The organism is Bradyrhizobium sp. NC92 (assembly GCF_025200865.1).
GTDB lineage: Bacteria > Pseudomonadota > Alphaproteobacteria > Rhizobiales > Xanthobacteraceae > Bradyrhizobium.
Map to the genome: position 1 here is coordinate 3,714,986 of NZ_CP104171.1, position 21,907 is coordinate 3,736,892.

Annotated in this window: 29 protein-coding genes; 13 read left to right on the top strand and 16 right to left on the bottom strand. The window is 65.2% G+C overall.

The genetic code is table 11. The features are described 5' to 3' along the window. Positions 1-142: 142 nt before the first annotated feature. The 9 genes from N2602_RS17150 to N2602_RS17190 all read right to left on the bottom strand — a co-directional run bounded on the left by N2602_RS17150 (position 143) and on the right by N2602_RS17190 (position 7,469). Positions 143-1,171 (bottom strand): succinylglutamate desuccinylase/aspartoacylase family protein, encoded by a 1,029-nt coding sequence (locus tag N2602_RS17150; protein WP_260383352.1) that lies wholly within the window; start codon positions 1,169-1,171, stop codon positions 143-145. A gap of 61 nt (positions 1,172-1,232) precedes the next feature. Beyond that, positions 1,233-1,577: a RidA family protein gene (locus N2602_RS17155; RefSeq protein WP_172786367.1), complete on the bottom strand. Its 345-nt coding sequence runs from the start codon at positions 1,575-1,577 to the stop codon at positions 1,233-1,235. 55 nt (positions 1,578-1,632) lie between these two features. Further along, complete coding sequence (locus N2602_RS17160; RefSeq protein WP_212257474.1) at positions 1,633-2,430, bottom strand: transporter substrate-binding domain-containing protein; 798 nt, start codon at positions 2,428-2,430, stop codon at positions 1,633-1,635. Between the two features lie 26 nt (positions 2,431-2,456). Continuing rightward, on the bottom strand, positions 2,457-3,185 hold the full coding sequence (locus N2602_RS17165) for an amino acid ABC transporter ATP-binding protein (protein WP_212257475.1): 729 nt from the start codon (positions 3,183-3,185) through the stop codon (positions 2,457-2,459). Continuing rightward, on the bottom strand, positions 3,172-3,822 hold the full coding sequence (locus tag N2602_RS17170; RefSeq protein WP_212257476.1) for an amino acid ABC transporter permease: 651 nt from the start codon (positions 3,820-3,822) through the stop codon (positions 3,172-3,174). The genes N2602_RS17165 and N2602_RS17170 overlap by 14 nt, the downstream gene beginning before the upstream one ends. A gap of 11 nt (positions 3,823-3,833) precedes the next feature. After that, a complete protein-coding gene (locus N2602_RS17175) occupies positions 3,834-4,493 on the bottom strand; it encodes an amino acid ABC transporter permease (protein ID WP_260383353.1) in 660 nt (219 codons plus the stop codon). A 10-nt stretch (positions 4,494-4,503) separates the two neighbouring features. Continuing rightward, positions 4,504-5,799, bottom strand: coding sequence for an alanine racemase (locus tag N2602_RS17180; RefSeq protein WP_260383354.1), 1,296 nt, complete (start codon positions 5,797-5,799; stop codon positions 4,504-4,506). A gap of 143 nt (positions 5,800-5,942) precedes the next feature. Further along, positions 5,943-6,785: a metallophosphoesterase gene (locus N2602_RS17185; protein WP_172786373.1), complete on the bottom strand. Its 843-nt coding sequence runs from the start codon at positions 6,783-6,785 to the stop codon at positions 5,943-5,945. A gap of 69 nt (positions 6,786-6,854) precedes the next feature. Beyond that, positions 6,855-7,469, bottom strand: coding sequence for an acriflavin resistance protein (locus tag N2602_RS17190; RefSeq protein WP_260383355.1), 615 nt, complete (start codon positions 7,467-7,469; stop codon positions 6,855-6,857). Between the two features lie 155 nt (positions 7,470-7,624). On the opposite strand from N2602_RS17190, the gene N2602_RS17195 reads away from it, so the two are divergent. Next, positions 7,625-8,047, top strand: a complete 423-nt coding sequence (locus N2602_RS17195; RefSeq protein ID WP_260383356.1) for an MAPEG family protein — start codon at positions 7,625-7,627, stop codon at positions 8,045-8,047. A 35-nt stretch (positions 8,048-8,082) separates the two neighbouring features. Continuing rightward, entirely contained in the window at positions 8,083-9,384 is a 1,302-nt protein-coding gene (locus N2602_RS17200) for an RsmB/NOP family class I SAM-dependent RNA methyltransferase (RefSeq protein WP_260383357.1), read from the top strand. 209 nt (positions 9,385-9,593) lie between these two features. On the opposite strand, the gene N2602_RS17205 is transcribed toward N2602_RS17200, so the two are convergent. From N2602_RS17205 to N2602_RS17215, 3 genes are all read right to left on the bottom strand, one after another. Next, positions 9,594-9,803 (bottom strand): cold-shock protein, encoded by a 210-nt coding sequence (locus N2602_RS17205; RefSeq protein WP_008141931.1) that lies wholly within the window; start codon positions 9,801-9,803, stop codon positions 9,594-9,596. Positions 9,804-10,070: 267 nt separating this feature from the next. Beyond that, entirely contained in the window at positions 10,071-10,403 is a 333-nt protein-coding gene (locus tag N2602_RS17210; protein ID WP_260383358.1) for a DHCW motif cupin fold protein, read from the bottom strand. Between the two features lie 185 nt (positions 10,404-10,588). Then, on the bottom strand, positions 10,589-10,960 hold the full coding sequence (locus N2602_RS17215) for a nuclear transport factor 2 family protein (RefSeq protein WP_260383359.1): 372 nt from the start codon (positions 10,958-10,960) through the stop codon (positions 10,589-10,591). 147 nt (positions 10,961-11,107) lie between these two features. Between N2602_RS17215 and guaA the strand changes: the two genes are divergently transcribed. The 4 genes from guaA to N2602_RS17235 all read left to right on the top strand — a co-directional run bounded on the left by guaA (position 11,108) and on the right by N2602_RS17235 (position 15,035). Continuing rightward, positions 11,108-12,706: a glutamine-hydrolyzing GMP synthase gene (gene guaA / locus N2602_RS17220; RefSeq protein WP_260383360.1), complete on the top strand. Its 1,599-nt coding sequence runs from the start codon at positions 11,108-11,110 to the stop codon at positions 12,704-12,706. A 304-nt stretch (positions 12,707-13,010) separates the two neighbouring features. Next, positions 13,011-13,253 (top strand): type II toxin-antitoxin system Phd/YefM family antitoxin, encoded by a 243-nt coding sequence (locus tag N2602_RS17225; protein WP_172786382.1) that lies wholly within the window; start codon positions 13,011-13,013, stop codon positions 13,251-13,253. A 3-nt stretch (positions 13,254-13,256) separates the two neighbouring features. After that, positions 13,257-13,694, top strand: coding sequence for a type II toxin-antitoxin system VapC family toxin (locus N2602_RS17230; RefSeq protein ID WP_172786383.1), 438 nt, complete (start codon positions 13,257-13,259; stop codon positions 13,692-13,694). 90 nt (positions 13,695-13,784) lie between these two features. Then, complete coding sequence (locus N2602_RS17235) at positions 13,785-15,035, top strand: serine hydrolase (RefSeq protein WP_260383361.1); 1,251 nt, start codon at positions 13,785-13,787, stop codon at positions 15,033-15,035. A 163-nt stretch (positions 15,036-15,198) separates the two neighbouring features. Here N2602_RS17235 and N2602_RS17240 read toward each other — a convergent pair whose 3' ends face one another. Then, the gene (locus N2602_RS17240; RefSeq protein WP_260383362.1) at positions 15,199-15,549 is read right to left on the bottom strand and encodes a cupin domain-containing protein; all 351 of its coding nucleotides are present in this window, start codon (positions 15,547-15,549) and stop codon (positions 15,199-15,201) included. A gap of 186 nt (positions 15,550-15,735) precedes the next feature. Between N2602_RS17240 and N2602_RS17245 the strand changes: the two genes are divergently transcribed. After that, positions 15,736-16,398, top strand: coding sequence for an SRPBCC family protein (locus N2602_RS17245; RefSeq protein ID WP_260383363.1), 663 nt, complete (start codon positions 15,736-15,738; stop codon positions 16,396-16,398). Then, on the top strand, positions 16,398-16,760 hold the full coding sequence (locus N2602_RS17250) for a helix-turn-helix transcriptional regulator (protein WP_260383364.1): 363 nt from the start codon (positions 16,398-16,400) through the stop codon (positions 16,758-16,760). Before N2602_RS17245 ends, N2602_RS17250 begins: the two co-directional genes overlap by 1 nt. 121 nt (positions 16,761-16,881) lie before the next feature. Here N2602_RS17250 and N2602_RS17255 read toward each other — a convergent pair whose 3' ends face one another. Continuing rightward, complete coding sequence (locus tag N2602_RS17255; RefSeq protein WP_260383365.1) at positions 16,882-17,382, bottom strand: peptide deformylase; 501 nt, start codon at positions 17,380-17,382, stop codon at positions 16,882-16,884. 79 nt (positions 17,383-17,461) lie between these two features. Between N2602_RS17255 and N2602_RS17260 the strand changes: the two genes are divergently transcribed. Continuing rightward, positions 17,462-18,046 carry a TetR/AcrR family transcriptional regulator gene (locus N2602_RS17260; RefSeq protein WP_260383366.1) on the top strand — a complete coding sequence of 195 codons (585 nt, stop codon included), beginning with the start codon at positions 17,462-17,464 and terminating at the stop codon, positions 18,044-18,046. A gap of 78 nt (positions 18,047-18,124) precedes the next feature. Further along, positions 18,125-18,700 (top strand): DUF308 domain-containing protein, encoded by a 576-nt coding sequence (locus tag N2602_RS17265; protein ID WP_260383367.1) that lies wholly within the window; start codon positions 18,125-18,127, stop codon positions 18,698-18,700. Here the strand turns inward: N2602_RS17265 and N2602_RS17270 are convergent. Beyond that, a complete protein-coding gene (locus N2602_RS17270; RefSeq protein WP_260383368.1) occupies positions 18,663-19,169 on the bottom strand; it encodes a cupin domain-containing protein in 507 nt (168 codons plus the stop codon). The two genes, N2602_RS17265 and N2602_RS17270, sit on opposite strands and share 38 nt — an antisense overlap. Before the next feature lie 88 nt (positions 19,170-19,257). Between N2602_RS17270 and N2602_RS17275 the strand changes: the two genes are divergently transcribed. The 3 genes from N2602_RS17275 to N2602_RS17285 all read left to right on the top strand — a co-directional run bounded on the left by N2602_RS17275 (position 19,258) and on the right by N2602_RS17285 (position 21,477). Then, complete coding sequence (locus N2602_RS17275; protein ID WP_260383369.1) at positions 19,258-19,545, top strand: hypothetical protein; 288 nt, start codon at positions 19,258-19,260, stop codon at positions 19,543-19,545. Next, entirely contained in the window at positions 19,542-19,973 is a 432-nt protein-coding gene (locus N2602_RS17280; protein ID WP_260383670.1) for a PIN domain-containing protein, read from the top strand. Before N2602_RS17275 ends, N2602_RS17280 begins: the two co-directional genes overlap by 4 nt. Before the next feature lie 280 nt (positions 19,974-20,253). Continuing rightward, on the top strand, positions 20,254-21,477 hold the full coding sequence (locus N2602_RS17285) for an MFS transporter (RefSeq protein ID WP_260383370.1): 1,224 nt from the start codon (positions 20,254-20,256) through the stop codon (positions 21,475-21,477). Positions 21,478-21,498: 21 nt separating this feature from the next. Here the strand turns inward: N2602_RS17285 and N2602_RS17290 are convergent, their stop codons facing one another. Then, positions 21,499-21,885, bottom strand: coding sequence for an ester cyclase (locus tag N2602_RS17290; RefSeq protein WP_260383371.1), 387 nt, complete (start codon positions 21,883-21,885; stop codon positions 21,499-21,501). Positions 21,886-21,907: the final 22 nt, after the last annotated feature.

The window sequence follows — 21,907 nt, forward strand, 5'->3', positions numbered from 1 at the left end:
GTTGGGGAGAGGGTGTCTCCACGTCGGGATCGTCCAAGGTTACGGACGAAATCCCCAAGAGGAGAAAGCCCTCACCCGGATCGCTTTCGCGATCCGACCTCTCCCGCAAGCGGGAGAGGTGCAATGAGCATGCGGCCGAAGCTCACCGTCCCAAAACTTCCTCACGCTTCAAGGCGCGGCCGACCTGCACCAGGCAGTCGCCGCTCTGGCTGTCGGTGTGCAGGCGCTGCGAGATCACGATGCCGTCGGCGGGGAAGCGCAGCACCTCTTCGGCAAGCTCGGGGCGCTCGAAGTCGTGATACCAGCCAGCGATGTCGCCCGCCTTCACGCGCGCACCGACGGTGACAGCGGGCTCGAACCAGCCACGGCGCGTCGCGAACACGGCCTGGGCATGGCTCTGCAGGGCCAGCAGTTCGGTCGCGCGCTCGACCGGCGCATGCGGCCCGAGCACGGGCGCCTGGACGAGGCCGAGCGCGAGCAGCAGCCGGTCGACCGCGCGCGCGGTGAACGCCATGGTCTGCGGCGTGACAGTGCCGCCGCCGCCGAATTCACCGGAGAGCCCGATCGCGCCGGCGCGCGCGGCCGCCGCCATCGAGGTCGGCGCCGTGGCGCCGTTCTCGGCGACGAAGGCGAAGGGCATCCCGAGCCCTTCCATCAGGCGCAGCGCGTGGCCGAACATTTCTGGCGGTCCCTGCCGCTCGATCAACGCGCAGGGCACGTGCGCCATCGACGTGCCGCCGGAGTGGATGTCGAAGACGACGTCGTGGCGCGGAAACAGCTCGTGCTCGAGGAAATGCGCCAGGCGGAAGGTCGGCGTGCCCGCGGCATCGCCCGGGAAGGCGCGGTTGAGATTGCCCTCGTCGAGCGGCGAGCGGCGCCGTGCCGCCATCACGGCGGGCCAATTGGCGAAGGGCAGGATGGTGATCTCGCCCTTGATGGCGCGCGCATCGAGCCGGCGATACAGCCGCGTCAGCGTGATCTCGCCCTCATATTCGTCGCCGTGATTGCCGGCCATCAGGAGCAGCTTCGGTCCGGCGCCGTTCTTGATCCGGAAGATCGGGATCTTGAGCTGATAGTAGGGGGAGCGATCGATCGAGAAGGGAATGCCGAGATGGCCGGACCATTTCTGGTCCTTCTCGAAATCGATCTCGTGAAACAGTCCGGTATGCATGGGAGGCCTCGTGGCCGCGCCGTCGCCGGCGCCGGCCGAAGGTTGAAAGAAAGGCGGCGGCTTAGAGCAAGGCGACCGCGGTCATCTCGACGCGCAAATCGGGATCGGCGAGGCGGGCTTCGACGCAGGCGCGCGCCGGCGGATTGGCCGGATCGATCCAGGCGTCATAGACCGAGTTCATGGTGTCGAAGTCGGTGATATGCGGCAGGAAGACGTTGACCGCGATCAGCTTGGAGCGGTCGGAGCCGGCCTCCTTGAGCAGCGCGTCGATCTTGCCGAGCACCTGCTCCGTCTGCGACACGATGCCGGCCTTGCGGTCATCCGCAACCTGGCCTGCGATGTGCACCATGCCGCCGGCGGCGACGGCCTGGCTCATGCGCGATCCCACGACGTAACGTTTGATCATCTCAATTCTCCTCGTAAAGGTGGGCTCTCACATAATGCGAGAGCCCGTCCAAAACTCACAGCGTCGGCAACGACTGCTCTTCCTTGAACCATTTCAGCTGAAGTGCGCCGAGCTTGCCGTTGAGCTTGTTGAAGAAGATGTCGGTGTTGATCCAGTTGAGCAGGTTCTGCTCGCCCTGGCGGACGCCGACATGGGCCGGCGACTGGCGGATCAGGAATTTCAGCTCGACCTCCTTGGTCGGGTTCTGGTCCTGCACCTTCAGTGCGATGGCGCTGTTCTCCGCGAACGTGTCGGCCTGTCCGGCGAGATAGGCCGCAATCGCAGCCGGAGTGTCCTCGAAGCGCACCAGCTTCACCTTCGGCGCGTTGTCGGTGAGCCAGACGTCGAGCGTCGTACCTTTGGCGACGGCTACCGTGCGGCCCTCCAGATTGTCGGGCTTCTTGCCGGTGGCGGAGGGGAGCGACTTGGCGCCATAAACGCCGAGATTCACCACCGCATAGGGCTGCGAGAACATCACCTGCTGGGCGCGCTCCGGCGTGGCGCCGAGACCGGCGATCAAAATGTCGAGCTTGTCCGAGAGCAGGCTCGGGATGCGCGCGGCACCCGTCACCGGCACCAGTTCGAGCTTCACGCCCATGTCGGCGGCGATCAGTTTTGCAAGATCGGCATCGAGGCCGGCGATCTCGCCCTTGTCGTCCTTGAAGCCCCACGGCGCGGCATCGGTGAGAATGCCGACGCGAATCTTGCCGGCGCCGAGCACGTCCTGGAGCTTGTCGGCCTTGGCAAGGCCGGGTGCGGCGAGGACGGCGAGGGCCGCCGCTGCAATGGTGAAGAGGGACTTCAACTTTCTCATGACTCTCTCCTTGAAGGGGACGGTTTTCACTTGGCAGATGCGATGAAGCTTGCGAGCTCGGGTGTCTCAGGACTGGCGAACAGTTTTGCCGGTGGGCCCTGTTCCCAGACGCGGCCCTGATGCATGAAGACGATGCGGTCGGCGACGTTGCGGGCAAAGCCCATCTCGTGGGTGACCAGGATCATGGTCATGCCCTGTTCCGCCATCGCTTCCATGACCTTCAGGACTTCGCCGACGAGCTCGGGGTCGAGCGCCGAGGTCACTTCGTCGAACAGCATGAGGTGGGGCGCCATGGCGAGACAGCGGGCGATGGCGACGCGCTGCTGCTGGCCGCCGGAGAGTTGCTCGGGCCAGGCGTCGATCTTGTCGGCGAGCCCGACGCGGGTCAGCACGTCCTCGGCCAAGGCCCGCGCTTTCGTCCTCTCGATGCGGCCGGTGAGCAGCGGAGCGAGCGTGATGTTGCGCTCGACCTTCAGATGCGGAAACAAATTGAAGGCTTGGAACACGATGCCGACGCGCTGACGGAATTTCTTCAGGTCTGGCATTTTGGCGTGAACCTTCTGGCCCTCGACCCGGATCTCGCCGGAATCGACGCTCTCCAGCGCGTTGATGCAGCGGAGCAGCGTCGACTTGCCCGAGCCGGAGCGCCCGATGATGGTGACGATCTCGCCTTCCTCGACCTCGAGCGAGACGCCCTTGAGCACCTCGACCTTGCCGAATGTCTTGCGCACGTCGCGGATTTCAACGAGAGCCATCGAGGCGGGCCTCCAGGGAGCGGGACCAGAGCGTGAGCGGCAGGCACAGCGCGAAATAGATCGCGGCGACCAGGGCGTAGGTGAGCAGCGGCTGGAACGTCGCCGCGCTCACCACCTGTCCGGCGCGGGCGAGCTCGACGAAGCCGAGGATCGAGGCGAGCGAGGTGCCCTTGATGAGCTGCACCAGGAAGCCGACGGTCGGCGGCAGCGACAGCCGCAGCGCCTGCGGCGCGATGATGTGGCGGAATTGCTGCCAGGCGGAGAGGCCGAGACAGGCGCCGGCCTCCCATTGCGCCTGCTTCACGGCCTCCAGGCCACCGCGCCAGATCTCGCCGAGGAAGGCGGCGGTGTAGAGCGTGTAGGCGACGGTCACGGCGATGAGCGCCGGCACCTGGATGCCGAGGAAGACCGGCATGCCGAAATAGAAGAAGAACAACAGTCCGAGCAGCGGCACGCTCTGGATCACCTGGATGCACGCCGCCATCGCCCAGCGCAGCCCTGCGAACCGGCTGATGCGGCCGAGCGCAAGCCCGAGCGCCAGTGGCGCACCGAAGAGAAGCGCGAGCACGACGAGGGTGACGGTCCAGCGCAGCGCCGCGAACAGCGAGACGAAATCGATGAGGGAGAAGGATCGCATCGCTTCGCTCCTCAGCGCCGCCGCGGCCAGCGGAAGGCCGCCAGGCCGATCACGGCGAACAGCGCCTTGAACGCCATCGCCATCGCGAAATAGACCGCGCAGATCACGGCATAGACCTCGAAGCTGCGATAGGTGCGGCTCTCGATGAAGCCGGCGACGTGGAACAGCTCATCCGTGGCGACCTGCGAGGCGAGCGAGGTGCCGAGCAGCAAAAGCACGAACTGGCTGGTCACGGCCGGATAGGCGTTGCGCAGCGCCGGCGGCAGGATGATGTGGCGAAACACCTGCCAGCCCGACAACCCCAAGCACTGGCCGGCCTCGACCTGGCTGCGCGGAATGGAATCGAGACCGGCGCGGATGATCTCGACGGAATAAGCGCCGAAATAGAGTGACAGCGCGACGGCCGCGGCCTCGAAGGCGGGCAGCTTCAGGCCGAAGTTCGGCAGCACGAAGAAGACGATGAAGATCTGGATCAGCGAGGGCGTGTTGCGGAACAGCTCGATGTAACCGCGCACCAGCCAGCGCAGCGACGTGATCCGCCCCTTCAGCGCGACCGCGCCGGCGATGCCGATCACGAGCCCGGCGAGCGCCGAGATCACCGTCAGCTCCAGCGTGACGATGGCGCCGTCGATGAGCTGGTTCTGATAGCGCCAGAGCGGCAGGAAGTTCATCGCGCCGCTCTCAGCCGAACTGGGTGGGGAGGGCGCGCGCCACGACGCCGTCGGCATCGAGGCCGAAGATCACCCGCCAGCGGTCGAGGCAGGTGCAGGGATGCGAGATGCCGAAGGCGATGATGTCGCCGACCGCAAGCGCAGCTTCGGATGCGACCGAGAGGAACGCGTGCTGGTCGTTGAGGCGGGTTACCGCGAGCGCCGCGGCAAGGCCTTGCTGCTCGACTCCGTCCCGGAACACGCGCAACGGCACGGGCAGTCCCTGGTCGAAGGAGGCGTCGCGCATGCCGAAGCCGGCGATCGCAAGTCCGTCTTCGGGCCGCGACAGCACCTCGGCCCAGAGCGTCAGCGTGGGCCGAAAGCTCTCCACGGCCGAGTGGTGCAGGCCTTCGATGAGGAGGCCGCCGCGCCGGTCGACTTCCGCGAAGGCGCGCGCATAGATGCCGTGATCGGCGAAGAACAGTGCGCCCGAGCGCAGGATCACACTGGCGTTGCCGTCGGCCTGAGCCGCGGGCGCAAGCGTCCGCGCGACGACATCGAAATAGGCCGAGCCGCCGGCACTCAGGATCAACGGCCGCTTCGGGGCGGCCGCGCGCACCAACGCAAATGTCTCGATGGTGAGCTCCAGCAGCACCGCGATGGCGCGCATCGTCTCGTCGGTATCGGACGTTGCAGCGGCGCCTTCGTAAGTGGCGACGCCGCCGAGCACGAGCCGGTCGGCGGCGAGCACGGCTGCGATCGTTGCCTCGACCGCGGCGCGGTCGCGCGCGCCGGTGCGGCCGGCGCCGAGTTCGACCAGCACCGATAATTCACTGCGTCCCGCGATCCGCGCGGCCTCGGCGAGAGCTGCCACCGCAGCCGGTGAATCCGCAAAAGCGTGAAATTCGACGTCGGGATAGGCGCCGAGCAGCGTGCCAAGGCGGCGGCCGGCGGCAAGCCCGCCGATCTCGTTGGCCAGCAGCAGGCGTCGCTCGCCGCTCGCGAGCAGCACGGCGGCCTGCTGGACGTTGGCAACCGTCGTGCCCCAGGCGCCGGCGGCGCGCAGCGAGCGGGCGAGCTCCGGCGACATCGGCGTCTTGGCGTGGGGCGCGACGGCAACGCCTGAACTCGCGCACCATTTCAGGAAGAGATCGCGGTTGGCCGCGAAGGCGGCTTCATCCAGGGTGAGGACGGGCAGGGCGAGATCGCCGTGTGCAGGCGACCAGCGCTGGTTGCCGATGTCCGCAGTGGCAACGCCATCGACCATGGGAATGCCCCGCACGGTCGCCGAAAGGCGTTGGTTCTCCCACCGGGACAAGAACTGCATCATCGCTCCCTCAGCGGCCCTCGACCGCTGCCAGGAAACGATACGGCTATATGACAACGTTGTCATTAGCGGATTTTAGCCAATCTGAGGCCAAATTCGGTGCAATGAGGTATCAAGGTAAGGTACGCTGCCCCTGGAGTAGGCTAATGCTCGCCGCCCATCTGGATGAGCAGCTCCTCGATGTCGACATCGACCTGGCCGGCGGCCCTAACGTGACGGACCTCCAGACTGTCGGGCTGGAAGCGGTATTCGACGAGGCCGACTTCCTTGATCGCGATCCGGTCCTGGCGCTGATCGTTGATGACGAAACCCGCTGAAGGCGCCCAGACGTGGCGTGTATGGCGAAAGGTGAAGTCGCGGCGCTGGTGCACGTGGCCGCTGGCGACAAGACGCAGGTCGACATTGCCGAACAACTCGATCAGCCGCGCCCGCGCTGGCTGCGGCACGTAGCGGATCGACGTCTCCGGCGTCTCGGCATCGTCGGGCAGGTTGAGAAACAGCGGCTTGTGCAGGAACAGCGCGACCGGCCTGCCGTTCGTGCGCGAGATTTCCTGAGACAGCCAGTCGAACTGCTCGGCCTCGAAGGCGAGGCCCGAATTCATCACCAGCGAATTGAGGCCGATGAAGCGCCAGCCCGCGGCTTCGAACGACCAATGGTCTTCGCCGATGATGTCGCAGAACTGCCGGCGCTGCGTCTCGCTGACCGGCGGCTTCGGCGCCGGCCCGATCGCGGTCGGATTGTCGCCGATGTCGTGATTGCCGGGGAGATAGCGGCAGGTGACGGGCAGCGCGTCGTGCAGGCCTTTGGCGAATTCGACGTCGTCGCGGCTGGTCGGCCCGTCGAACGAGACGTCGCCGGTGTTGACGACGAGATCCGGCCTGCCGGCGTCGATGTGCTCGCTGATGCGATGGAAGTTGGCGATCAGGCCGGGGAAACGCCGGCCGAGATGAGTGTCGGAAATCTGCGTGAGACGAAATTCGGACATGCGATCATCCTACCGGTCGCCGCGCGTCGGAACGATGACGGGCCGGGCATGGATCGCACCGAACAAAGTTTAAAGCACGCGGTAGCGGATGGTGTAGCCGTCCTGCGGGGCGACCGCGCCGGCGAGCGGGGAGGCGATGCGGTCGGCGAGGTGCCAGGGGCCGAACTCGACGGAACGATGCGGCTCGGCCGGCAGGCGGAGGCGGAACTCGAAGATGCCCTTGCCGGACAAGTTCACGACCAGAACGCGATCGGCCGTGCGGTGGTTGAGCACCACTGCGCCGCGCAGCACCGCCCGGCCGTCCGCGAGATCGCGCACGCCGTCGACCAGCGCCAGCGTCTGATTGCGATCGGTGTGCAGCTCGATCTGGCTGTCGCTCACCGCCGTCAGCATCTCCCGGGGCATGCGGATCTCGAACTCGACGGCAGGCTTGGAGGGATTGAGGCCGAGATAGGCAAGCGCAGCGTGGCGCATGTCGTAGGCGGCGAAGGCGAACAGGGCGACCGCGGCCAAGGCAGCCAGCCCATGGCGGGCGACGTCGCGCCAGGTCCGATAACTCAGGCGGAAGTAGACCGTCATGGCCAGTGCGACCGCGAGGGCTGCCGCGATCCCTGATAGGGCCGACATCAGGATGCCGAGCTGGCCATCGGCGGATTCGGTGAAGAAGCTGGATAAGGAATTCATGGCGCTATCTCGCCTGGGGGTCCACGGGCCCGAAATCGCTCTAACAATCTGTGGTTGGTCGCAGAAGCGGGAACGCCGGTTCAACTCGCTGATTGTCAGCGTGAGAAGCCGCGGCTAATGACGTCTGAGGCGTTCCGCCTTACGGGAAAGTTCCGATGTCCGTTCAAATGGTCTTGCTGCCGGTCTTCGTGCAGGTCGCTCTCACCTTCGCGCTGCTGATCGGCATGGTCCTGGCGCGCCGCAAGACCCTGGTCGCCGGCGAGACCAAGATCCGCGACATTGCCCTGGGCGAGCCGAACTGGCCGAAGGGCGCCACACAAATCGCCAATTGCTACCGCAACCAGTTCGAGCTGCCGGTGCTGTTCTACGTCCTGATCGCGCTGGCATTGCCCTTGCGCCGGGCCGACCTCTTCATCGTGCTGATGTCCTGGGTGTTCGTGGTGACGCGCTTTGCCCATGCCGGCGTGTTCGTCTCCTCCAACGATCTCGGCCGCCGCTCCACGGTCTGGCTCGCCGGCGTGCTGGTGTTGCTCGCGATGTGGATCTACTTCGCGCTGAAGCTCTTGTTGCTGATCTGAGCCTGACGCGCCGGATCCCATCTGAAAGATTTGAAATGACCCCCGCTGCCCGGCTGTCCGCAGCCATCGAAGTCATCGACACCATCGAGAGGGACCGCGTGCCCGCGGCGAAGGCGCTGAAGGAGTGGGGTACCGCGCACCGCTTCGCCGGCTCGGGCGACCGCGCCGCCATCGCCGGCCTCGTCTGGGACGTGCTGCGCCGCTACGCCTCGAGCGCCTGGCTGATGGATTCCGATACCGCGCGGGCCCGGCTGATCGGCATGCTCCGCCTCGAGCGCAACATGGACATGGCAACCATGGGCGCCTTGTTCGACGGCAGCCGCTTTGCGCCGGCGCCGCTGACCGAGGCCGAGCAGGCCGCACTCGCCTCGCGGTCCCTCGCGGACGCACCTGCCGCGATCGCCGGCGACTACCCGGAATGGCTCGACCCGTACCTTGCCAAAGTGTTCGGCGAGACCCGCCCGGCGGAAGCCGCGGCGATGGCGAGCCGGGCGCCGCTGGACTTGCGCGTCAACACGTTAAAATCCAATCGCGACAAGGTGCTGAAGGGGCTTTCTCATCTTCATGCAAAACCGACGCCCTGGTCCGCAACCGGCCTGCGCATCGAGCTTTCCGCCGATGCGCGCAACCCCGGCATCCAGGCGGAAGAGGATTTCATCAAGGGCGCCATTGAAGTGCAGGATGAGGGATCGCAGCTTGCGGCCCAGCTCGCCGCGGCAAAACCCGGCGAGCAGGTGATCGATCTCTGCGCCGGCGCCGGCGGCAAGACGCTGGCGCTCGCCGCCCTGATGCAGGGCAAGGGCCGGCTGATCGCGACCGACCGCGACAAGCGCCAGCTCGCCCCGATCCATGAGCGGCTGTCGCGCGCCGGCGTCCACAATGCCGATGTCCGCACGCCCAAGGGCGAGGCCGATCCGCTTGCCGACATCCGCGGCTCCGCCGACCTCGTCGTGATCGACGCGCCCTGCACGGGAACTGGCACTTGGCGCCGCAACCCCGATGCCAAATGGCGGATGCGCCCCGGCGCGCTCGAGATCCGCCTGCGCGACCAGGCCGAGGTGCTGGAGCGTGCGGTTCCGCTGGTCAAGCCGGGCGGCCGCATCGCCTACATCACCTGCTCGGTGCTGGCGGACGAGAACGGCGATCAGGTGAGGGCTTTCGTCGGCCGCCATTCCGAGTTCACGGTCGTCCCGCCCGAGCAGACCGCGAGCGTGCTCTGGAACCAGGCGGACGCTTTTGGCGAGGCCGCGCTGCAGTCCGCCGAGGGCTGGCTGATGACGCCGCGGCGCACCGGGACGGATGGGTTTTTCGTTTCGGTGCTGAAGAAATCGGGCTGATTTCTCTCCCCGTCATTCCGGGGCGCCCGCAGGGCGAGCCCGGAATCCATCGGGCGGCAGGGTCTGCGGCTCAATGGATTCCGGGCTCTCGCTTCGCGAGCCCCGGAATGACCGGGGCAAACAAAAGCCCCGCAGACCGAACCCGGTCGCGGGGCTTTCGAGTTCCAACGTTCTGCCGGTACGTCCGTGGTCAGAACGCTGCGCCGGCGTTAGCCGACGCGGAGATTGTCAGCCGACGACTTGCCGCTGCGGCGGTCGGCGACGATGTCGAACGAGACCTTCTGACCCTCGTTGAGGGAGGAGAGGCCAGCACGCTCGACGGCGCTGATGTGAACGAACACGTCCTTCTGGCCGTCATCCGGCTGGATGAAACCATAACCCTTTTGGGTGTTGAACCACTTCACGGTGCCCATAGCCATGGGAATTTCCTTTAGTTAGTTAGGTTGAGTACGCACGCAGACCGGTACGCAGCGTTGCGCCCATGGTCCCTGATGAGTCGATGTTTGGAGAATTCATCTGAAGCGTGCGCGCCCGTCAGCAACGAAGCGAAGCGGCCCAGTCGTTCGGCCAAGTATCGATGATCACAATATAGCGAGAATTTGGGGCCACTTCAAGGCACCACCCGCGGCCCGAAACCTCGCGCCACTTTGCTATTTTGCGGTGCAAATTAACCACGCGCTCGCGTCTCAGTCGACGATGAAAAGCGTCGCCCCCACAGCCGTCGAGGACCGGTGCGCGGCGTCGCCGAAATCCGACACCTGGTAGCTCATGCCCGTGGTGAGCTTGAATTTGCGCCCGTCGCGCAGCTCGCTATCGAGCTCGCCCTTCAGCACGTAGAGCACGTGGCCGCGATCGCACCAATGATCGGCCAGATAGCCCGGCGAGTACTCCACCATCCGAACCCGGAGATCGCCGATGTTGAGCGTGCGCCACTTGGCCTCTCCGCGTTCGCCGGGATGCGTGGTCGGCTCGACCTTGCTCCAGTCGGTGACGGTGAAGGGGGAGGCGGGGAGTTTCATGGGGAATCCTGTCTTGGAGCCGGCGGGCGCAGTGTTAGCGCACAGGCGTGCCGCAGTCTCCGTCATTGCGAGCGCAGCGAAGCAATCCAGTGATGCATCCGCGCCGGCAGTCTCGATTGCTTCGTCGCACCAGCGCAAAATTGCTTTGCAATTTTGTCGCGGGCTCCTCGCAATGACGGGGATAGTCAATGCGCCAAATGGTTCGCCGAGCCCTGCACGATCAGCCCCGCCTCATTCACCCGCAGATATTCGCAGATTTTCTTGCCCCGCTCGTTCTCGTAGAACACCACGAGGCTGTCCGGGCTGACGAACAGATCGATCAGCGAGAAATGCAGGTTGGGCAGCAGGGGCAGCGCCTTGCCCCAATAGGCGCGAAGGGCATCCTTGCCGCGCACCGTGCCGCTGGGGTCGAACCCCAGCATCGGAATGCGGTCCGAGGTCATCACGGCTGCCTCGTCGTAGAGCATGAGCACGCGGTCGAGATCGCGCGCATTCCAGGCCTCGACCCAGGTCCGGCCGAGCGCGGCAAGTGTTGACGGCTGATGGTGCTGTGACATGGCATTCTCCCTGATCGGCCCCTTTCTGAAACGGGGCACAATAGGTCAATAATACTTACCTATACCCCTTTGTCCATGCCCAAAGAAGCATGTGGGCGCACTGCTGCCGCGGTTGCGGCCCGCGCGCCGCCAGCGTATTGGCTGGCCATGACAGCAGCACAGAACGACCGCTCCGCGTCGACGCCCTCGGTGGCCTCGGCGCACGACAAGATTCTCATCGTCGACTTCGGCAGCCAGGTGACGCAGCTGATCGCGCGTCGCGTGCGCGAGGACGGCGTCTATTGCGAGATCGTCCCGTTCAACAAGGCCGAAGGGGCCTTCGAGGAGATGAAGCCGAAAGCGGTGATCCTCTCCGGCGGCCCCGAGTCGGTGCATGAAGCCGGCTCGCCCCGCGCGCCCCAGCTGATCTTCGCCTCCGGCGTGCCGGTGATGGGCATCTGCTACGGCCAGATGACCATGGCGGCCCAGCTCGGCGGTGAGGTCGAGGGCGGCCATCACCGCGAGTTCGGCCGCGCCGATGTCGAGGTCAAGGCCGACAGCCAGCTGTTCGCGGACGTCTGGTCGTCAGGCAGCAAGAACCAGGTGTGGATGAGCCATGGCGACCGCATCACCAAGATGCCGCCGGGCTTCTCCGTCGCCGGCACCTCGCCGAACGCGCCGTTCGCGATCATCCAGGACGAGAAACGCAAATATTACGGCCTGATGTTCCACCCAGAAGTGGTGCACACGCCCGACGGCGCAAAGCTCATCCGCAACTTCGTGCGCAAGATCGCCGGCCTCACCGGCGACTGGACCATGCGCGCCTTCCGCGAGGAGGAGATCGCAAAAATCCGCGCGCAGGTCGGCAAGGGCAGGGTGATCTGCGGCCTCTCCGGCGGCGTCGATTCGGCCGTGGCGGCAGTGCTGATCCACGAAGCCATCGGCGACCAGCTCACCTGCGTCTTCGTCGATCACGGATTGATGCGCCTCAACGAGGCCGAGCAGGTCGTCGACCTGTTCCGCCACCACTACAACATCCCGCTCGTGCACGTGGATGCCTCCAAGCAATTCCTCGGCGAGCTCGAAGGCGTCACCGACCCCGAAACCAAGCGCAAGACCATCGGCCGCCTCTTCATCGAGGTGTTTGAAGCTGAAGCCAAGAAGATCGGCGGCGCCGACTTCCTGGCGCAAGGCACGCTCTACCCCGATGTGATCGAGAGCGTCTCCTTCACCGGCGGCCCCTCGGTGACGATCAAGTCGCACCACAATGTCGGCGGTCTGCCCGAGCGCATGAACATGAAGCTCGTCGAGCCCCTGCGCGAGCTGTTCAAGGACGAGGTGCGCAAGCTCGGCCGTGAGCTCGGCCTGCCCGAAATCTTCGTCGGCCGCCACCCGTTCCCGGGCCCGGGCCTTGCCATCCGCTGCCCCGGCGAGATCACCAAGGACAAGCTCGACATCCTGCGCAAGGCTGACGCGGTCTACATCGACCAGATCCGCAAGCACGGCCTCTACGACGAAATCTGGCAGGCTTTCGCCGTGCTGCTCCCGGTGAAGACCGTCGGCGTCATGGGCGACGGCCGCACGTATGACTATGTGGTTGGCCTGCGCGCCGTCACCTCCACCGACGGCATGACCGCGGACTTCTACCAATTCGACATGAAGTTCTTGGGCGAGACCGCCACGCGCATCATCAACGAGGTGAAGGGCGTGAACCGGGTGGTGTACGACGTGACGAGCAAGCCGCCTGGGACGATTGAGTGGGAGTAGGGTGTCGCTTATCTGAGACATTGACTAGCCTTGCGCGTCGAGGGCGACTTCTATTAAAGCGCAGTTGGTAGGATGGGTAGAGCGCAGCGAAACCCATCGCGTTTGCAAAACGAACTTGATGGGTATCGCTTCTCTCCACCCCTCCTACGATCTACTTGTTTAATATCTCCGCTTCGTCAGGGATCGTTCACTGAGGCAACGAAGCGGGCGCCGGGCTGGAAAGCACTCTGAGGCGGGTACGGCCAAGCCGTCTTGAAAATCGGGCAGTTTACCTATATGACTACTGTAGTCATATAGGTGTCCCATGCGCGAAATTCAGCTTCGTGATGCGAAGGCCAACCTGTCCGCAGTCGTCGATGAGGCGGTCGACGGCAAGCCTGCGGTGATCACGCGTCACGGCAAGAAGCAGGCAGTGGTCTTGGGCTACGAGGAGTGGCAACGGCTGTCGAAGGTCCCAAGCTTCGGGCGGCTCCTGATGGCGGCCCCCACGAGTGCGGGCGATTTGCCGGCCCGGAATCGATCTAAGCTGCGCAAGACCGATTTTTGAGACGTGTACCTCGTTGACACAAACATTATATCTGCGGTGTCGCCGAACCGGCCAGTACCTGCGGCGCTGGTCGAATGGATGGATGCGCAATCCGGCATCCTCTATTTGTCGGTGGTGACGATTGCAGAAGTCGAGGATGGAATAGCAAAGCTGCGGCGCGAAAAGGCTACACGCAAGAGTAAGGACTTGGCGCAATGGCTTGACGCCGTGCTGCACCTCTACGGCGATCGTATCCTGCCGTTCGACATGCCGACCGCGCGGCTCGCGGGGCAGCTGTCGGATCGGGCTCGCGGGCTGGGGCATGCGCCTGGATTTGCCGACATCATCATTGCTGCGACGGCGCGCCAGCACGCGCTGATGATCCTGTCCCGCAACGTCAGGCATTTCGAGCCACTCGGCGTGCCCGTACTCGACCCCTTCACTAAATTGCCGCTCTCCTGATTGTTGCGCAGGTGATGCGCGCTTGCGTCGGGTGTGCGCTGTGGTGGTCCATGATACGACATCTGCATCACCTTTCCGGAGCCAAGCTTGATGTCGATTGCGCCCGCCGCCACTCAGCCTGCCACCACCACCGACCCCGAGCCCCTCGGCTGGATGCGCGGCTTCCCGCCTTCGCCCGACCGCACCATCGCCTTCCATGACGGCTCGTTCCGTAGCTTCCCCGAACTGCGCTGGGCCTGGAGCAACATCCGCCAGCTGGTGCCCACCGTGAACGTCTGGCGCGGGGCAGGGCCGGCGTCGCCTCTGCCGCGCGCGGACCACGACATCGGCGCGGTCGCCTCGACCACGATGGACGGCCGGCCCATGACCTTCGCAAAAATGCTGGAGGAGACCTACACCGACGGCATCGCGGTGCTGCATCGGGGCAGGCTGATCTATGAGCGCTATTTCGGCGCGTTGAAGCCGCACAAGCCGCATATCGCGATGTCGGTGACGAAGTCGTTCACCGGCGTGCTCGCAGGGATGCTGGTCGCCGAGGACAGGATCGATCCGCAGGCGCCGGTGACGGACTATGTGCCGGAGCTGAAGGCAAGCGCGTTCGGCGATGCGCGCGTGCGCGAGGTCATGGATATGACCACGGGGCTGCTCTACACCGAGGTCTATACCGACAAGAATTCGGACGTGTGGGGCCTGCGGCGCGCCAACGGCATGGCGCCGATCCCTCAGGGCTATGACGGCCCGACCACCATCTTCGATTTCCTCATCGCGCAGAAGAAGCAGGGCGAGCACGGCAAGGCCTTTGCCTACAAGACCGTCAACACCGACGTGCTCGCGTGGATCTGCCGGCGCGTTAGCGGCATGTCTCTCTCCGATCTTCTCTCCGAGCGGATCTGGCAGCCGATGGGTGCGGAGGAGGACGCGTATTATCACGTCGATCGCATCGGCACCGAGAGTGGCGGTGGCGGCCTCTCGACCTGCCTGCGGGATCTCGCCCGCTTCGGCGAGACCATGCGCAATCACGGCCGCTTCAACGGCCGCCAGATCGTGCCGTCGTCCGTGGTCGAGGACATCGCGCGCGGAGGCGACCCCGAAAAATTCAAGCCGGCCGGCTACACCACGCTGCCGGGCGCGTCCTACCGCAATCAATGGTGGGTGACGCACAACGAACACGGCGCCTACATGGCGCGCGGCGTCCACGGCCAGGGCATCTACATCGATCCCAAGGCCGAGATGGTGATCGCCCGCTACGCCTCGCATCCGATGGCGGGCAACGCCGCCAACGATCCCGTGACGCTGCCGGCCTACATGGCGCTGGCGAAGGCGCTGATGGCGGGCGGGTAGGGTGGATTAGCCTGCGGCTGCGCGAAGCGCAGTCCGCCGGCGTAATCCACCATCTCTCGCCGCGCCGTGTTGCCAGATGGCGGATTACGCCTTCGGCTAATCCGCCCTACGAGCTGGCGAAGGCGCTGATGGCGGGCGGGTAGTGCATCGCGAGGCTCGCGCCTCACTCGCGCGCCTCCTGCCAATGCGGATAGGTGACATAGGCGGTGAGGGCGCCTTGCTCGTTCGAGCGGATCGTGACCGTCTCGCCCTTCGGCATGTAGACGATCTCGCCGGGACCGGCGGTGACGGTGCTGCTGTCGCTGGTGACCGAGAGCTTTCCTTCCAGGACGAGCATGACGTCGTCGACTGCAAGCGTCTCGTTCAGGCTCTGGTTCGGCGCGTAGCGGCCGAAGCCGATGGTGATCGGTCCGCCGTGACGCTGATCGATCACATTGCCGGCGAAGATATCGCCGTCCTGTCCCGGCGAGCGTTCGAGCGAAGCATCGGCGATGGCGAATTTGCGAACTTTCATGAGTTCCTTCCGTTCTAGGCGGGGCTTGGTGGGAACAGGGCACCGATAGACGCCTGGACAGGTGTTTGGTTCGCGTCGGCGTGCGAGGCGGTTTGACGCAGTAGCGTCACTGAATATAAGGATTGACTTATATTAGTGGTGATCGATATTCATGACCTCACACGAAAGCGACAGGGAGAAGCGCCAATGGAATTCGACGTCGCCAGGGTCCTCGGGCTCGTCACACGTTCGGTGAGGAATTTCGCCAAGGATGGGAAACCGGCGAGCGTCGTGACCCTCACGCGGCTCTACGACACCGGCGTCGACGATCTCTGGGACGCCGTGACCAGCAGGGAGCGGATCCCGCGCTGGTTTGCGCCGGTCGAGGGCGACCTCCGGCTCGGCGGACGCTATCAGGTCAAAGGCAATGCGGGCGGCACCATCACGGCCTGTACGCCGCCGACCCATTTCGCCGCGACGTGGGAATTCGGCGGCTCGACGAGCTGGATCGACGTCAGCCTGACAGCCGAGCGAAGCCAGGCGCGCTTGACGCTTGAGCACACAGCGATCATCGAGGATCATTGGAATCAGTTCGGTCCGGGGGCGGTCGGTATCGGTTGGGACCTCGCGCTTGCGGGACTGGAGCGTTATCTTGCGACCGGGGCATCGGTCGATCATGAAACGGCGGAGGCCTGGATGGTCTCGCCCGAGGGCAAGGACTTCATGACGACGAGCGGCGAGCATTGGCGTGCGGCGCATGTCGCAAGTGGGGTCGATCCTGCCACGGCAAAAGAGCGCTCGGACCGCACCATCGCGTTCTACCGCGGCGAGATGCCGCCCGACATCGTTCATCCCGGCACCGGAAGCTGATGCACGCCTTCGAAGTCCTCGCCGATCCCGTGCGCCGCCGCATCCTCGAGCTGCTGGCGCCCGGTGAGTTGGCATCCGGCGAGGTCGTCGAAATCATCGGGGCCGAGTTCGGCATCACCCAGGCGGCGGTCTCGCAGCACCTCAAGGTGCTGCGCGAGAGCGGCTTTGCGAGCGTCCGGGCCGAGGCGCAAAGGCGGCTCTATTCGGTCGACGCGGCTGGGCTGCAAGCGGTCGATGCCTGGGTCGGCCAGTTCAGGAATTTCTGGGAGCCGAAGCTGGAAGCGCTGGCAACCGAGATCGCGCGCGGCAAGCGCGAACGCCGCAACGCGCCGATCACCAAGCGGAGCGGGAAGAGGGCGTGAGGAGAGAGAACGCGTAGGGTGGATTAGCAGACCGCTGCGCAGAGCGCGGCGGGCGGCGTGATCCACCATCTCCCTCGTTGCGTCATGTTCAGATTGGTGGATTACGCTTCGCTAATCCACCCTACGAATTCCGCGCCATCTTCTCGTACTTTTTCACCAGCCGCTCCCGCTTCAGCCGCGACAATCGCTGGATCCAGAATAGGCCGTCGAGTTGGTCGATCTCGTGCTGATGGCACACCGCGCGCAAGCCATCCGATTCCTCGGTGTGCATGTTGCCGTCGAGATCAGAATAGCCGATCCGCACCCGGGCATGGCGCTGCACCTCGTCGTTGACCCCTGGCATCGAGACGCTGCCTTCGCGATGCATGATCATCTCGGACGAGGCCCATGTGATCTCCGGATTGACGTAGGTCTGCGGGCCGTCCTTCGCGTCGAGCTCCAGCACCACGACGCGCAGGGGCACGCCGATATGCGGCGCAGTGATGCCGATGCCGGGCGCGGCGCGCATCGTGTCGAGCAGATCCTGCGCGAGCTCGCGCAAGGCATCGTCGAACACAGTGACGTGGCGGGCCGGCAGCGCAAGCCGGCGGTCGGGATAGCGCACGATCGGGCGAATGGTCATGCAGGCTCCTACCACTCGCTCACGGATCATTGAAGCATGTCTGCTTGACCATCTACCTACTGGAAGGTAGTTAAGCGCCATGAGCACCGTTTCCTCGACTGCCGACGACATTCTTGCCTGCGCCCGCACGCTGATCATCGCCGGCGGCTACAACGGCTTCAGTTACGCCGACATCGCCGATGTCGTCGGCATCCGCAAGCCGAGCATCCACCACCATTTCGCCAGCAAGGTCGACCTGGTCCGCACCCTCGTGTCGCGCTATCGCGAGGAGGCCCAGGCGGGACTGTCGGCGCTCGAACGCAATGTCGCCGACCCCGCCGAGCAGCTCAAAAGCTACGTCGCCTATTGGGAGGCGTGCATCAAGGACGCGACGGCTCCGTTCTGCGTCTGCGCGCTCCTTGCCAGCGAGCTTCCGATCCTGCCCGAGGAGGTGGCGCTCGAAGTCCGCGCGCATTTCCGCTCGTTGTCGTCCTGGCTGGCTGCGGTGATGGAGCGCGGCAAGCGGCAAGGCCGGCTCCATCTCTCCGGCACGGCGCGGGTCGAGGCGGAGGGATTCATGGCAACCGTTCACGGCGCGATGCTGTCCGCGCGGGCCTATGGCGATCCAAAAATCTTCGCGACCATCACCCGGCCGCTGCTGGAGCGGCTTTCCACCAGGCACTGACGTGATCGGCACAGGCCAGGGCGGTTCGAACCTTTCCGCTTCCACCAAAACTACCAACTAGTAGGTAAGGGATAGGCTATGAGAAACAGCGAGATGGCTTTGGGCGCCGATCCGGCGCAATGGCTGAAGCAGTACTATTTGATGCGTGCCGCGTTCTCCGCCGCCTGGGTTGTTGCGGCCTTCGCGCTCGCGCCCTCGTCGGCGGCGATCTCGGCGGCGTTGCTCGTCGCTTATCCCGCGTGGGACGCCGCGGCCAATTATCTCGACGCCCTAAACAGTGGCGGGCTGAACCAGAACCGCACGCAGGGCCTCAACGTGCTGGTCAGCCTCGCGACGACCATCGCGGTCATCCTGGCCTTGCAGGTCAGCATGAACTGGGTGCTCGGAATCTTCGGGGCCTGGGCCATCCTGTCCGGATTGCTCCAGCTCGGCACGGCCCTGCGGCGCTGGAAGCGTTTCGGCGCGCAATGGGCCATGGTGCTCAGCGGCGGCCAGTCGGCCCTGGCGGGCGGCTTCTTCATATTTCAGGCCGCGATGCCCGCGGTGCCGTCGATTGCGAATGTCGCGGGCTATGCCGCGGTCGGCGCGATCTACTTCCTGGTCTCGGCCGTGTGGCTCACGGTCGGCACCTGGCGCCGCAGCGCGGCCCTGTGAGCCGCGATGTCACTTGCGGATAAGGCGTGCCGTCCTTGTGCAGAAAGCGGCCGTCGGATGCCGGGCTCATCATGTCGATGTCGGAGCAGGTGATGAGGTCGCCTGGCGAGCGCGAGCCGATCTCGAGGTAGACCGCGGTGGCGTCCGAGCGGTTGATCATGTGATGGCCGTTGCCGCTGGCCTTGGGGAAGGCGGCGCAATCGCCGGCGCGCAGCACGGTTTCGCCGCCATCCTCGATCAGCGTCACTTCGCCTTCGAGAATGTAGACGAACTCGTCCTCGTGCGAATGCCAATGCCGCTGGCTCGACCAGCCGCCCGGTGGCAGGCGCATCAGATTGACGCCGAAATCCGACAGGCCGCCGGCATCGCCGAGCCGTTTGCGAATGCGCTCGGCGCAAGGCGCGCTGAAGGGCGCCGGATAGCCGGAGCCCTTGCGGGCCGGCACTTTGGCGACGTCGATCTTTGGCATGAGGGGACTCCAATCGTCGGTTACCGAGGTCGGCGCATTCGCGAACATCTTGCGATGTGTTACATAAGGGCGTATGTAAGTCAGCATCATGGCCCATATCAGCATCCGCGATCTACAGAAGATTTCCGGTGAAGCCATTGGTGCATTGCCCGGCCCGACGGCGGTGAAATCGGGTGAGCGAACGGTCGGGCTGCTCATCCCGCTCAAGGCGACCGATCCGGAGCGCTTGGCTGCCGTGCTGGCGCGCGCGGACCGGCTGGCCAAAGGGCGCGACGCGGCGGCGGACGATGCCGCGCTGGCCGAGTTCGGCGAGGTCGATCCGGTCGATTGGTCGATTGCTGCGGTGAAAGCCCTGACGCGCAAGCGGAAGACGTGAGACCACCGTCGGCAACAATCGTCATCGATGCGGCCATTCTGGTCGCCGCTGTTCGCGGTCGAAGTTCCGGGGCGCTTTTGGCCGCCGCGGAGAAGGTGGTCTTCGTGACAACGGACCGTGTCGTCCAGGAGGCACGCCGGCGCATCGCGCTCGGCATGCAGCGCCCCGAACTGCTCGATGTGCTCGACGAGCTCGCCGAGCTGTTGACGATCGTTCCCGTTGCGTCGCTGGAGCCGGTCATGGCCCGGTGCGAGGAGACCCTTCGCGATGCCGTGCCGAGCCGCAATGGATCGGTGCGCGATGCCCACGTGCTCGCGCTCGCGTGGAGCGTCGATGCCGATGTTTGGACCACCGACCGCGACTTCGCAGGAATCGGCGTGGCAACGTGGTCGACTCCCAATCTCGTGCGTGGTCTTGGCGAGATCTGAGCATCGAACCGCACAGCATGCGTGGCCCAGCGATGCTCTCGAATGGGGGGATGATGCCGTTATGCCGGTGTTTTGCCCGACGGGTCAACCCGCGCCTCGACCTTGCAAATGGCCGTTCTCGTAAGCCATTGATCCCGCTGGCGCCGGCTACTGTGCATGGGGTTGTTTTTCGAGTTTTGTTGGCAGGTCACGAAAGCGTGCGGCAAAAACGACGCCGGCCTGTCGGCCGGCGCAGTTCCCATTCGTCTTCCACGCGAGGCAGACCTGACGGGAGACTGAAATGACTTCTTCCAACTATCGCTGGGTGATCGTCGCCGCCGGCGGCGTGCTTGGCTGCGTCGCGATCGGCGGCATGTTTTCGCTGCCGGTGTTCCTGCAGCCGATCACCAAGGACACCGGCTGGTCGGTGACCGGCATCTCCAGCGCGATGACGATCGGCTTTCTGGCGATGGCCTTCACCAGCATGGCCTGGGGCACGCTGACGGACCGGTTCGGGCCGCTGCCGGTGGTGCTGACCGGATCGACCGTGCTGGCGCTCAGCCTGTTCGCGGCGAGCCTCGCCACCTCGCTGATCGTGTTCCAGATCGTGTTCGGCCTGTTGGTCGGCGCCGCCTGCGCGGCGATCTTCGCGCCGATGATGGCGACCGTCACCGGCTGGTTCGATACCAATCGCGGCCTTGCGGTGTCGCTGGTCTCGGCCGGCATGGGCATGGCGCCGATGACGATGTCGCCGCTGGCGGCCTGGCTCGTCTCCGGCCACGACTGGCGCACCTCGATGCAGATCATTGCGCTCGTGGTCGGCGCCATCATGATCCCGGTCTCGTTCCTGGTGCGCCGTCCGCCGGCGCTCGCGCAAGGCCCGGCGGCGCCCGTCGGCGAAGCCGCCGCCGGACAAAACGAGATGTCGATAGGTGAGGCGCTGCGTTCGCCGCAATTCCTGATCCTGCTCGCCACCAACTTCTTCTGCTGCGCGACGCATTCCGGCCCGATCATCCACACCGTCAGCTATGCCGTGAGCTGCGGCATCCCGCTGGTCGCGGCGGTGACGATCTACAGCATCGAGGGGTTTGCCGGCCTCGGCGGGCGCATCGCCTTCGGCCTGATGGGCGACCGCTTCGGCGCCAAGCGCGTGCTGGTCTCGGGCTTGCTGCTGCAGGCCTTCGGTGCGCTCGCCTATGTCTTCGCGCAACAGCTCACGACGTTCTATGCGGTCGGCGCGATCTTCGGCTTCATCTATGCCGGCACCATGCCGCTCTACGCCGTGCTCATCCGCGAGAACTTCCCGCTCAAGATGATGGGCACGGTGATCGGCGGCACGGCGATGGCCGGCAGCCTCGGCATGGCGACCGGCCCCCTCGCCGGCGGCCTGATCTACGATGCCTTCTCCAGCTATGCCTGGCTCTACATCGCCTCCTGGGCGATGGGCCTAGGGGCCTTCCTGATGGCGATGACGTTCCGCCCGTTCGCAAAGCCGCAAGGCGAGGTGGCGCCGGCGGCGGCATGAATTCGCGATCGAGGCGCGGCGTCAGAGCTGCGCCTCGATCGCGGCCTTGTCGATGACCGACCAGACCCGCCGGATCTTTCCGTCGCGAAATTCGTAGAACACGTTTTCGCAGAACGACACGCGCCGCCCGTTGACGGCAAGACCAAGGAACGGTCCAGCCGGCGTGCAGTCAAACTTCAATCGGACGGCGATGCGGGGAGGATCTGAGATCAGCATCTCGATGTGGAACTGCAGGTCGGGTATCTGCCGAACATCCTGCTCCAGCATCGCGCGATAGCCCTCAAGCCCAAGCGGCCGCGCGTTGTGAGCGACCTCATCATGCACGAATTGTCCGAGTGCCGGCCAATCCCGCCGATTCAGGCAGGTGATGTAGGCGCGGTAGATGTCGGCGAGGTCGTCTCTCGTCATATCGAAGCTCCCACTTCGACCT

What these genes read in the sequence shown, in the direction of transcription:
- N2602_RS17250 (WP_260383364.1), top strand. Translation starts at nt 16,398, where the DNA reads ATGCACGCCTTCGAAGTCCTCGCCGATCCCGTGCGCCGCCGCATCCTC.
- N2602_RS17255 (WP_260383365.1), bottom strand. Translation starts at nt 17,382, where the DNA reads ATGACCATTCGCCCGATCGTGCGCTATCCCGACCGCCGGCTTGCGCTG.
- N2602_RS17215 (WP_260383359.1), bottom strand. Translation starts at nt 10,960, where the DNA reads ATGTCACAGCACCATCAGCCGTCAACACTTGCCGCGCTCGGCCGGACC.
- N2602_RS17275 (WP_260383369.1), top strand. Translation starts at nt 19,258, where the DNA reads ATGGCCCATATCAGCATCCGCGATCTACAGAAGATTTCCGGTGAAGCC.
- N2602_RS17190 (WP_260383355.1), bottom strand. Translation starts at nt 7,469, where the DNA reads ATGAATTCCTTATCCAGCTTCTTCACCGAATCCGCCGATGGCCAGCTC.
- N2602_RS17265 (WP_260383367.1), top strand. Translation starts at nt 18,125, where the DNA reads ATGAGAAACAGCGAGATGGCTTTGGGCGCCGATCCGGCGCAATGGCTG.
- N2602_RS17180 (WP_260383354.1), bottom strand. Translation starts at nt 5,799, where the DNA reads ATGCAGTTCTTGTCCCGGTGGGAGAACCAACGCCTTTCGGCGACCGTG.
- N2602_RS17150 (WP_260383352.1), bottom strand. Translation starts at nt 1,171, where the DNA reads ATGCATACCGGACTGTTTCACGAGATCGATTTCGAGAAGGACCAGAAA.
- N2602_RS17195 (WP_260383356.1), top strand. Translation starts at nt 7,625, where the DNA reads ATGTCCGTTCAAATGGTCTTGCTGCCGGTCTTCGTGCAGGTCGCTCTC.
- N2602_RS17285 (WP_260383370.1), top strand. Translation starts at nt 20,254, where the DNA reads ATGACTTCTTCCAACTATCGCTGGGTGATCGTCGCCGCCGGCGGCGTG.
- N2602_RS17235 (WP_260383361.1), top strand. Translation starts at nt 13,785, where the DNA reads ATGTCGATTGCGCCCGCCGCCACTCAGCCTGCCACCACCACCGACCCC.
- N2602_RS17290 (WP_260383371.1), bottom strand. Translation starts at nt 21,885, where the DNA reads ATGACGAGAGACGACCTCGCCGACATCTACCGCGCCTACATCACCTGC.
- N2602_RS17270 (WP_260383368.1), bottom strand. Translation starts at nt 19,169, where the DNA reads ATGCCAAAGATCGACGTCGCCAAAGTGCCGGCCCGCAAGGGCTCCGGC.
- N2602_RS17245 (WP_260383363.1), top strand. Translation starts at nt 15,736, where the DNA reads ATGGAATTCGACGTCGCCAGGGTCCTCGGGCTCGTCACACGTTCGGTG.
- N2602_RS17200 (WP_260383357.1), top strand. Translation starts at nt 8,083, where the DNA reads ATGACCCCCGCTGCCCGGCTGTCCGCAGCCATCGAAGTCATCGACACC.
- N2602_RS17160 (WP_212257474.1), bottom strand. Translation starts at nt 2,430, where the DNA reads ATGAGAAAGTTGAAGTCCCTCTTCACCATTGCAGCGGCGGCCCTCGCC.
- N2602_RS17175 (WP_260383353.1), bottom strand. Translation starts at nt 4,493, where the DNA reads ATGAACTTCCTGCCGCTCTGGCGCTATCAGAACCAGCTCATCGACGGC.
- N2602_RS17260 (WP_260383366.1), top strand. Translation starts at nt 17,462, where the DNA reads ATGAGCACCGTTTCCTCGACTGCCGACGACATTCTTGCCTGCGCCCGC.
- N2602_RS17155 (WP_172786367.1), bottom strand. Translation starts at nt 1,577, where the DNA reads ATGATCAAACGTTACGTCGTGGGATCGCGCATGAGCCAGGCCGTCGCC.
- N2602_RS17170 (WP_212257476.1), bottom strand. Translation starts at nt 3,822, where the DNA reads ATGCGATCCTTCTCCCTCATCGATTTCGTCTCGCTGTTCGCGGCGCTG.
- N2602_RS17210 (WP_260383358.1), bottom strand. Translation starts at nt 10,403, where the DNA reads ATGAAACTCCCCGCCTCCCCCTTCACCGTCACCGACTGGAGCAAGGTC.
- N2602_RS17205 (WP_008141931.1), bottom strand. Translation starts at nt 9,803, where the DNA reads ATGGCTATGGGCACCGTGAAGTGGTTCAACACCCAAAAGGGTTATGGT.
- N2602_RS17185 (WP_172786373.1), bottom strand. Translation starts at nt 6,785, where the DNA reads ATGTCCGAATTTCGTCTCACGCAGATTTCCGACACTCATCTCGGCCGG.
- guaA (WP_260383360.1), top strand. Translation starts at nt 11,108, where the DNA reads ATGACAGCAGCACAGAACGACCGCTCCGCGTCGACGCCCTCGGTGGCC.
- N2602_RS17240 (WP_260383362.1), bottom strand. Translation starts at nt 15,549, where the DNA reads ATGAAAGTTCGCAAATTCGCCATCGCCGATGCTTCGCTCGAACGCTCG.
- N2602_RS17225 (WP_172786382.1), top strand. Translation starts at nt 13,011, where the DNA reads ATGCGCGAAATTCAGCTTCGTGATGCGAAGGCCAACCTGTCCGCAGTC.
- N2602_RS17165 (WP_212257475.1), bottom strand. Translation starts at nt 3,185, where the DNA reads ATGGCTCTCGTTGAAATCCGCGACGTGCGCAAGACATTCGGCAAGGTC.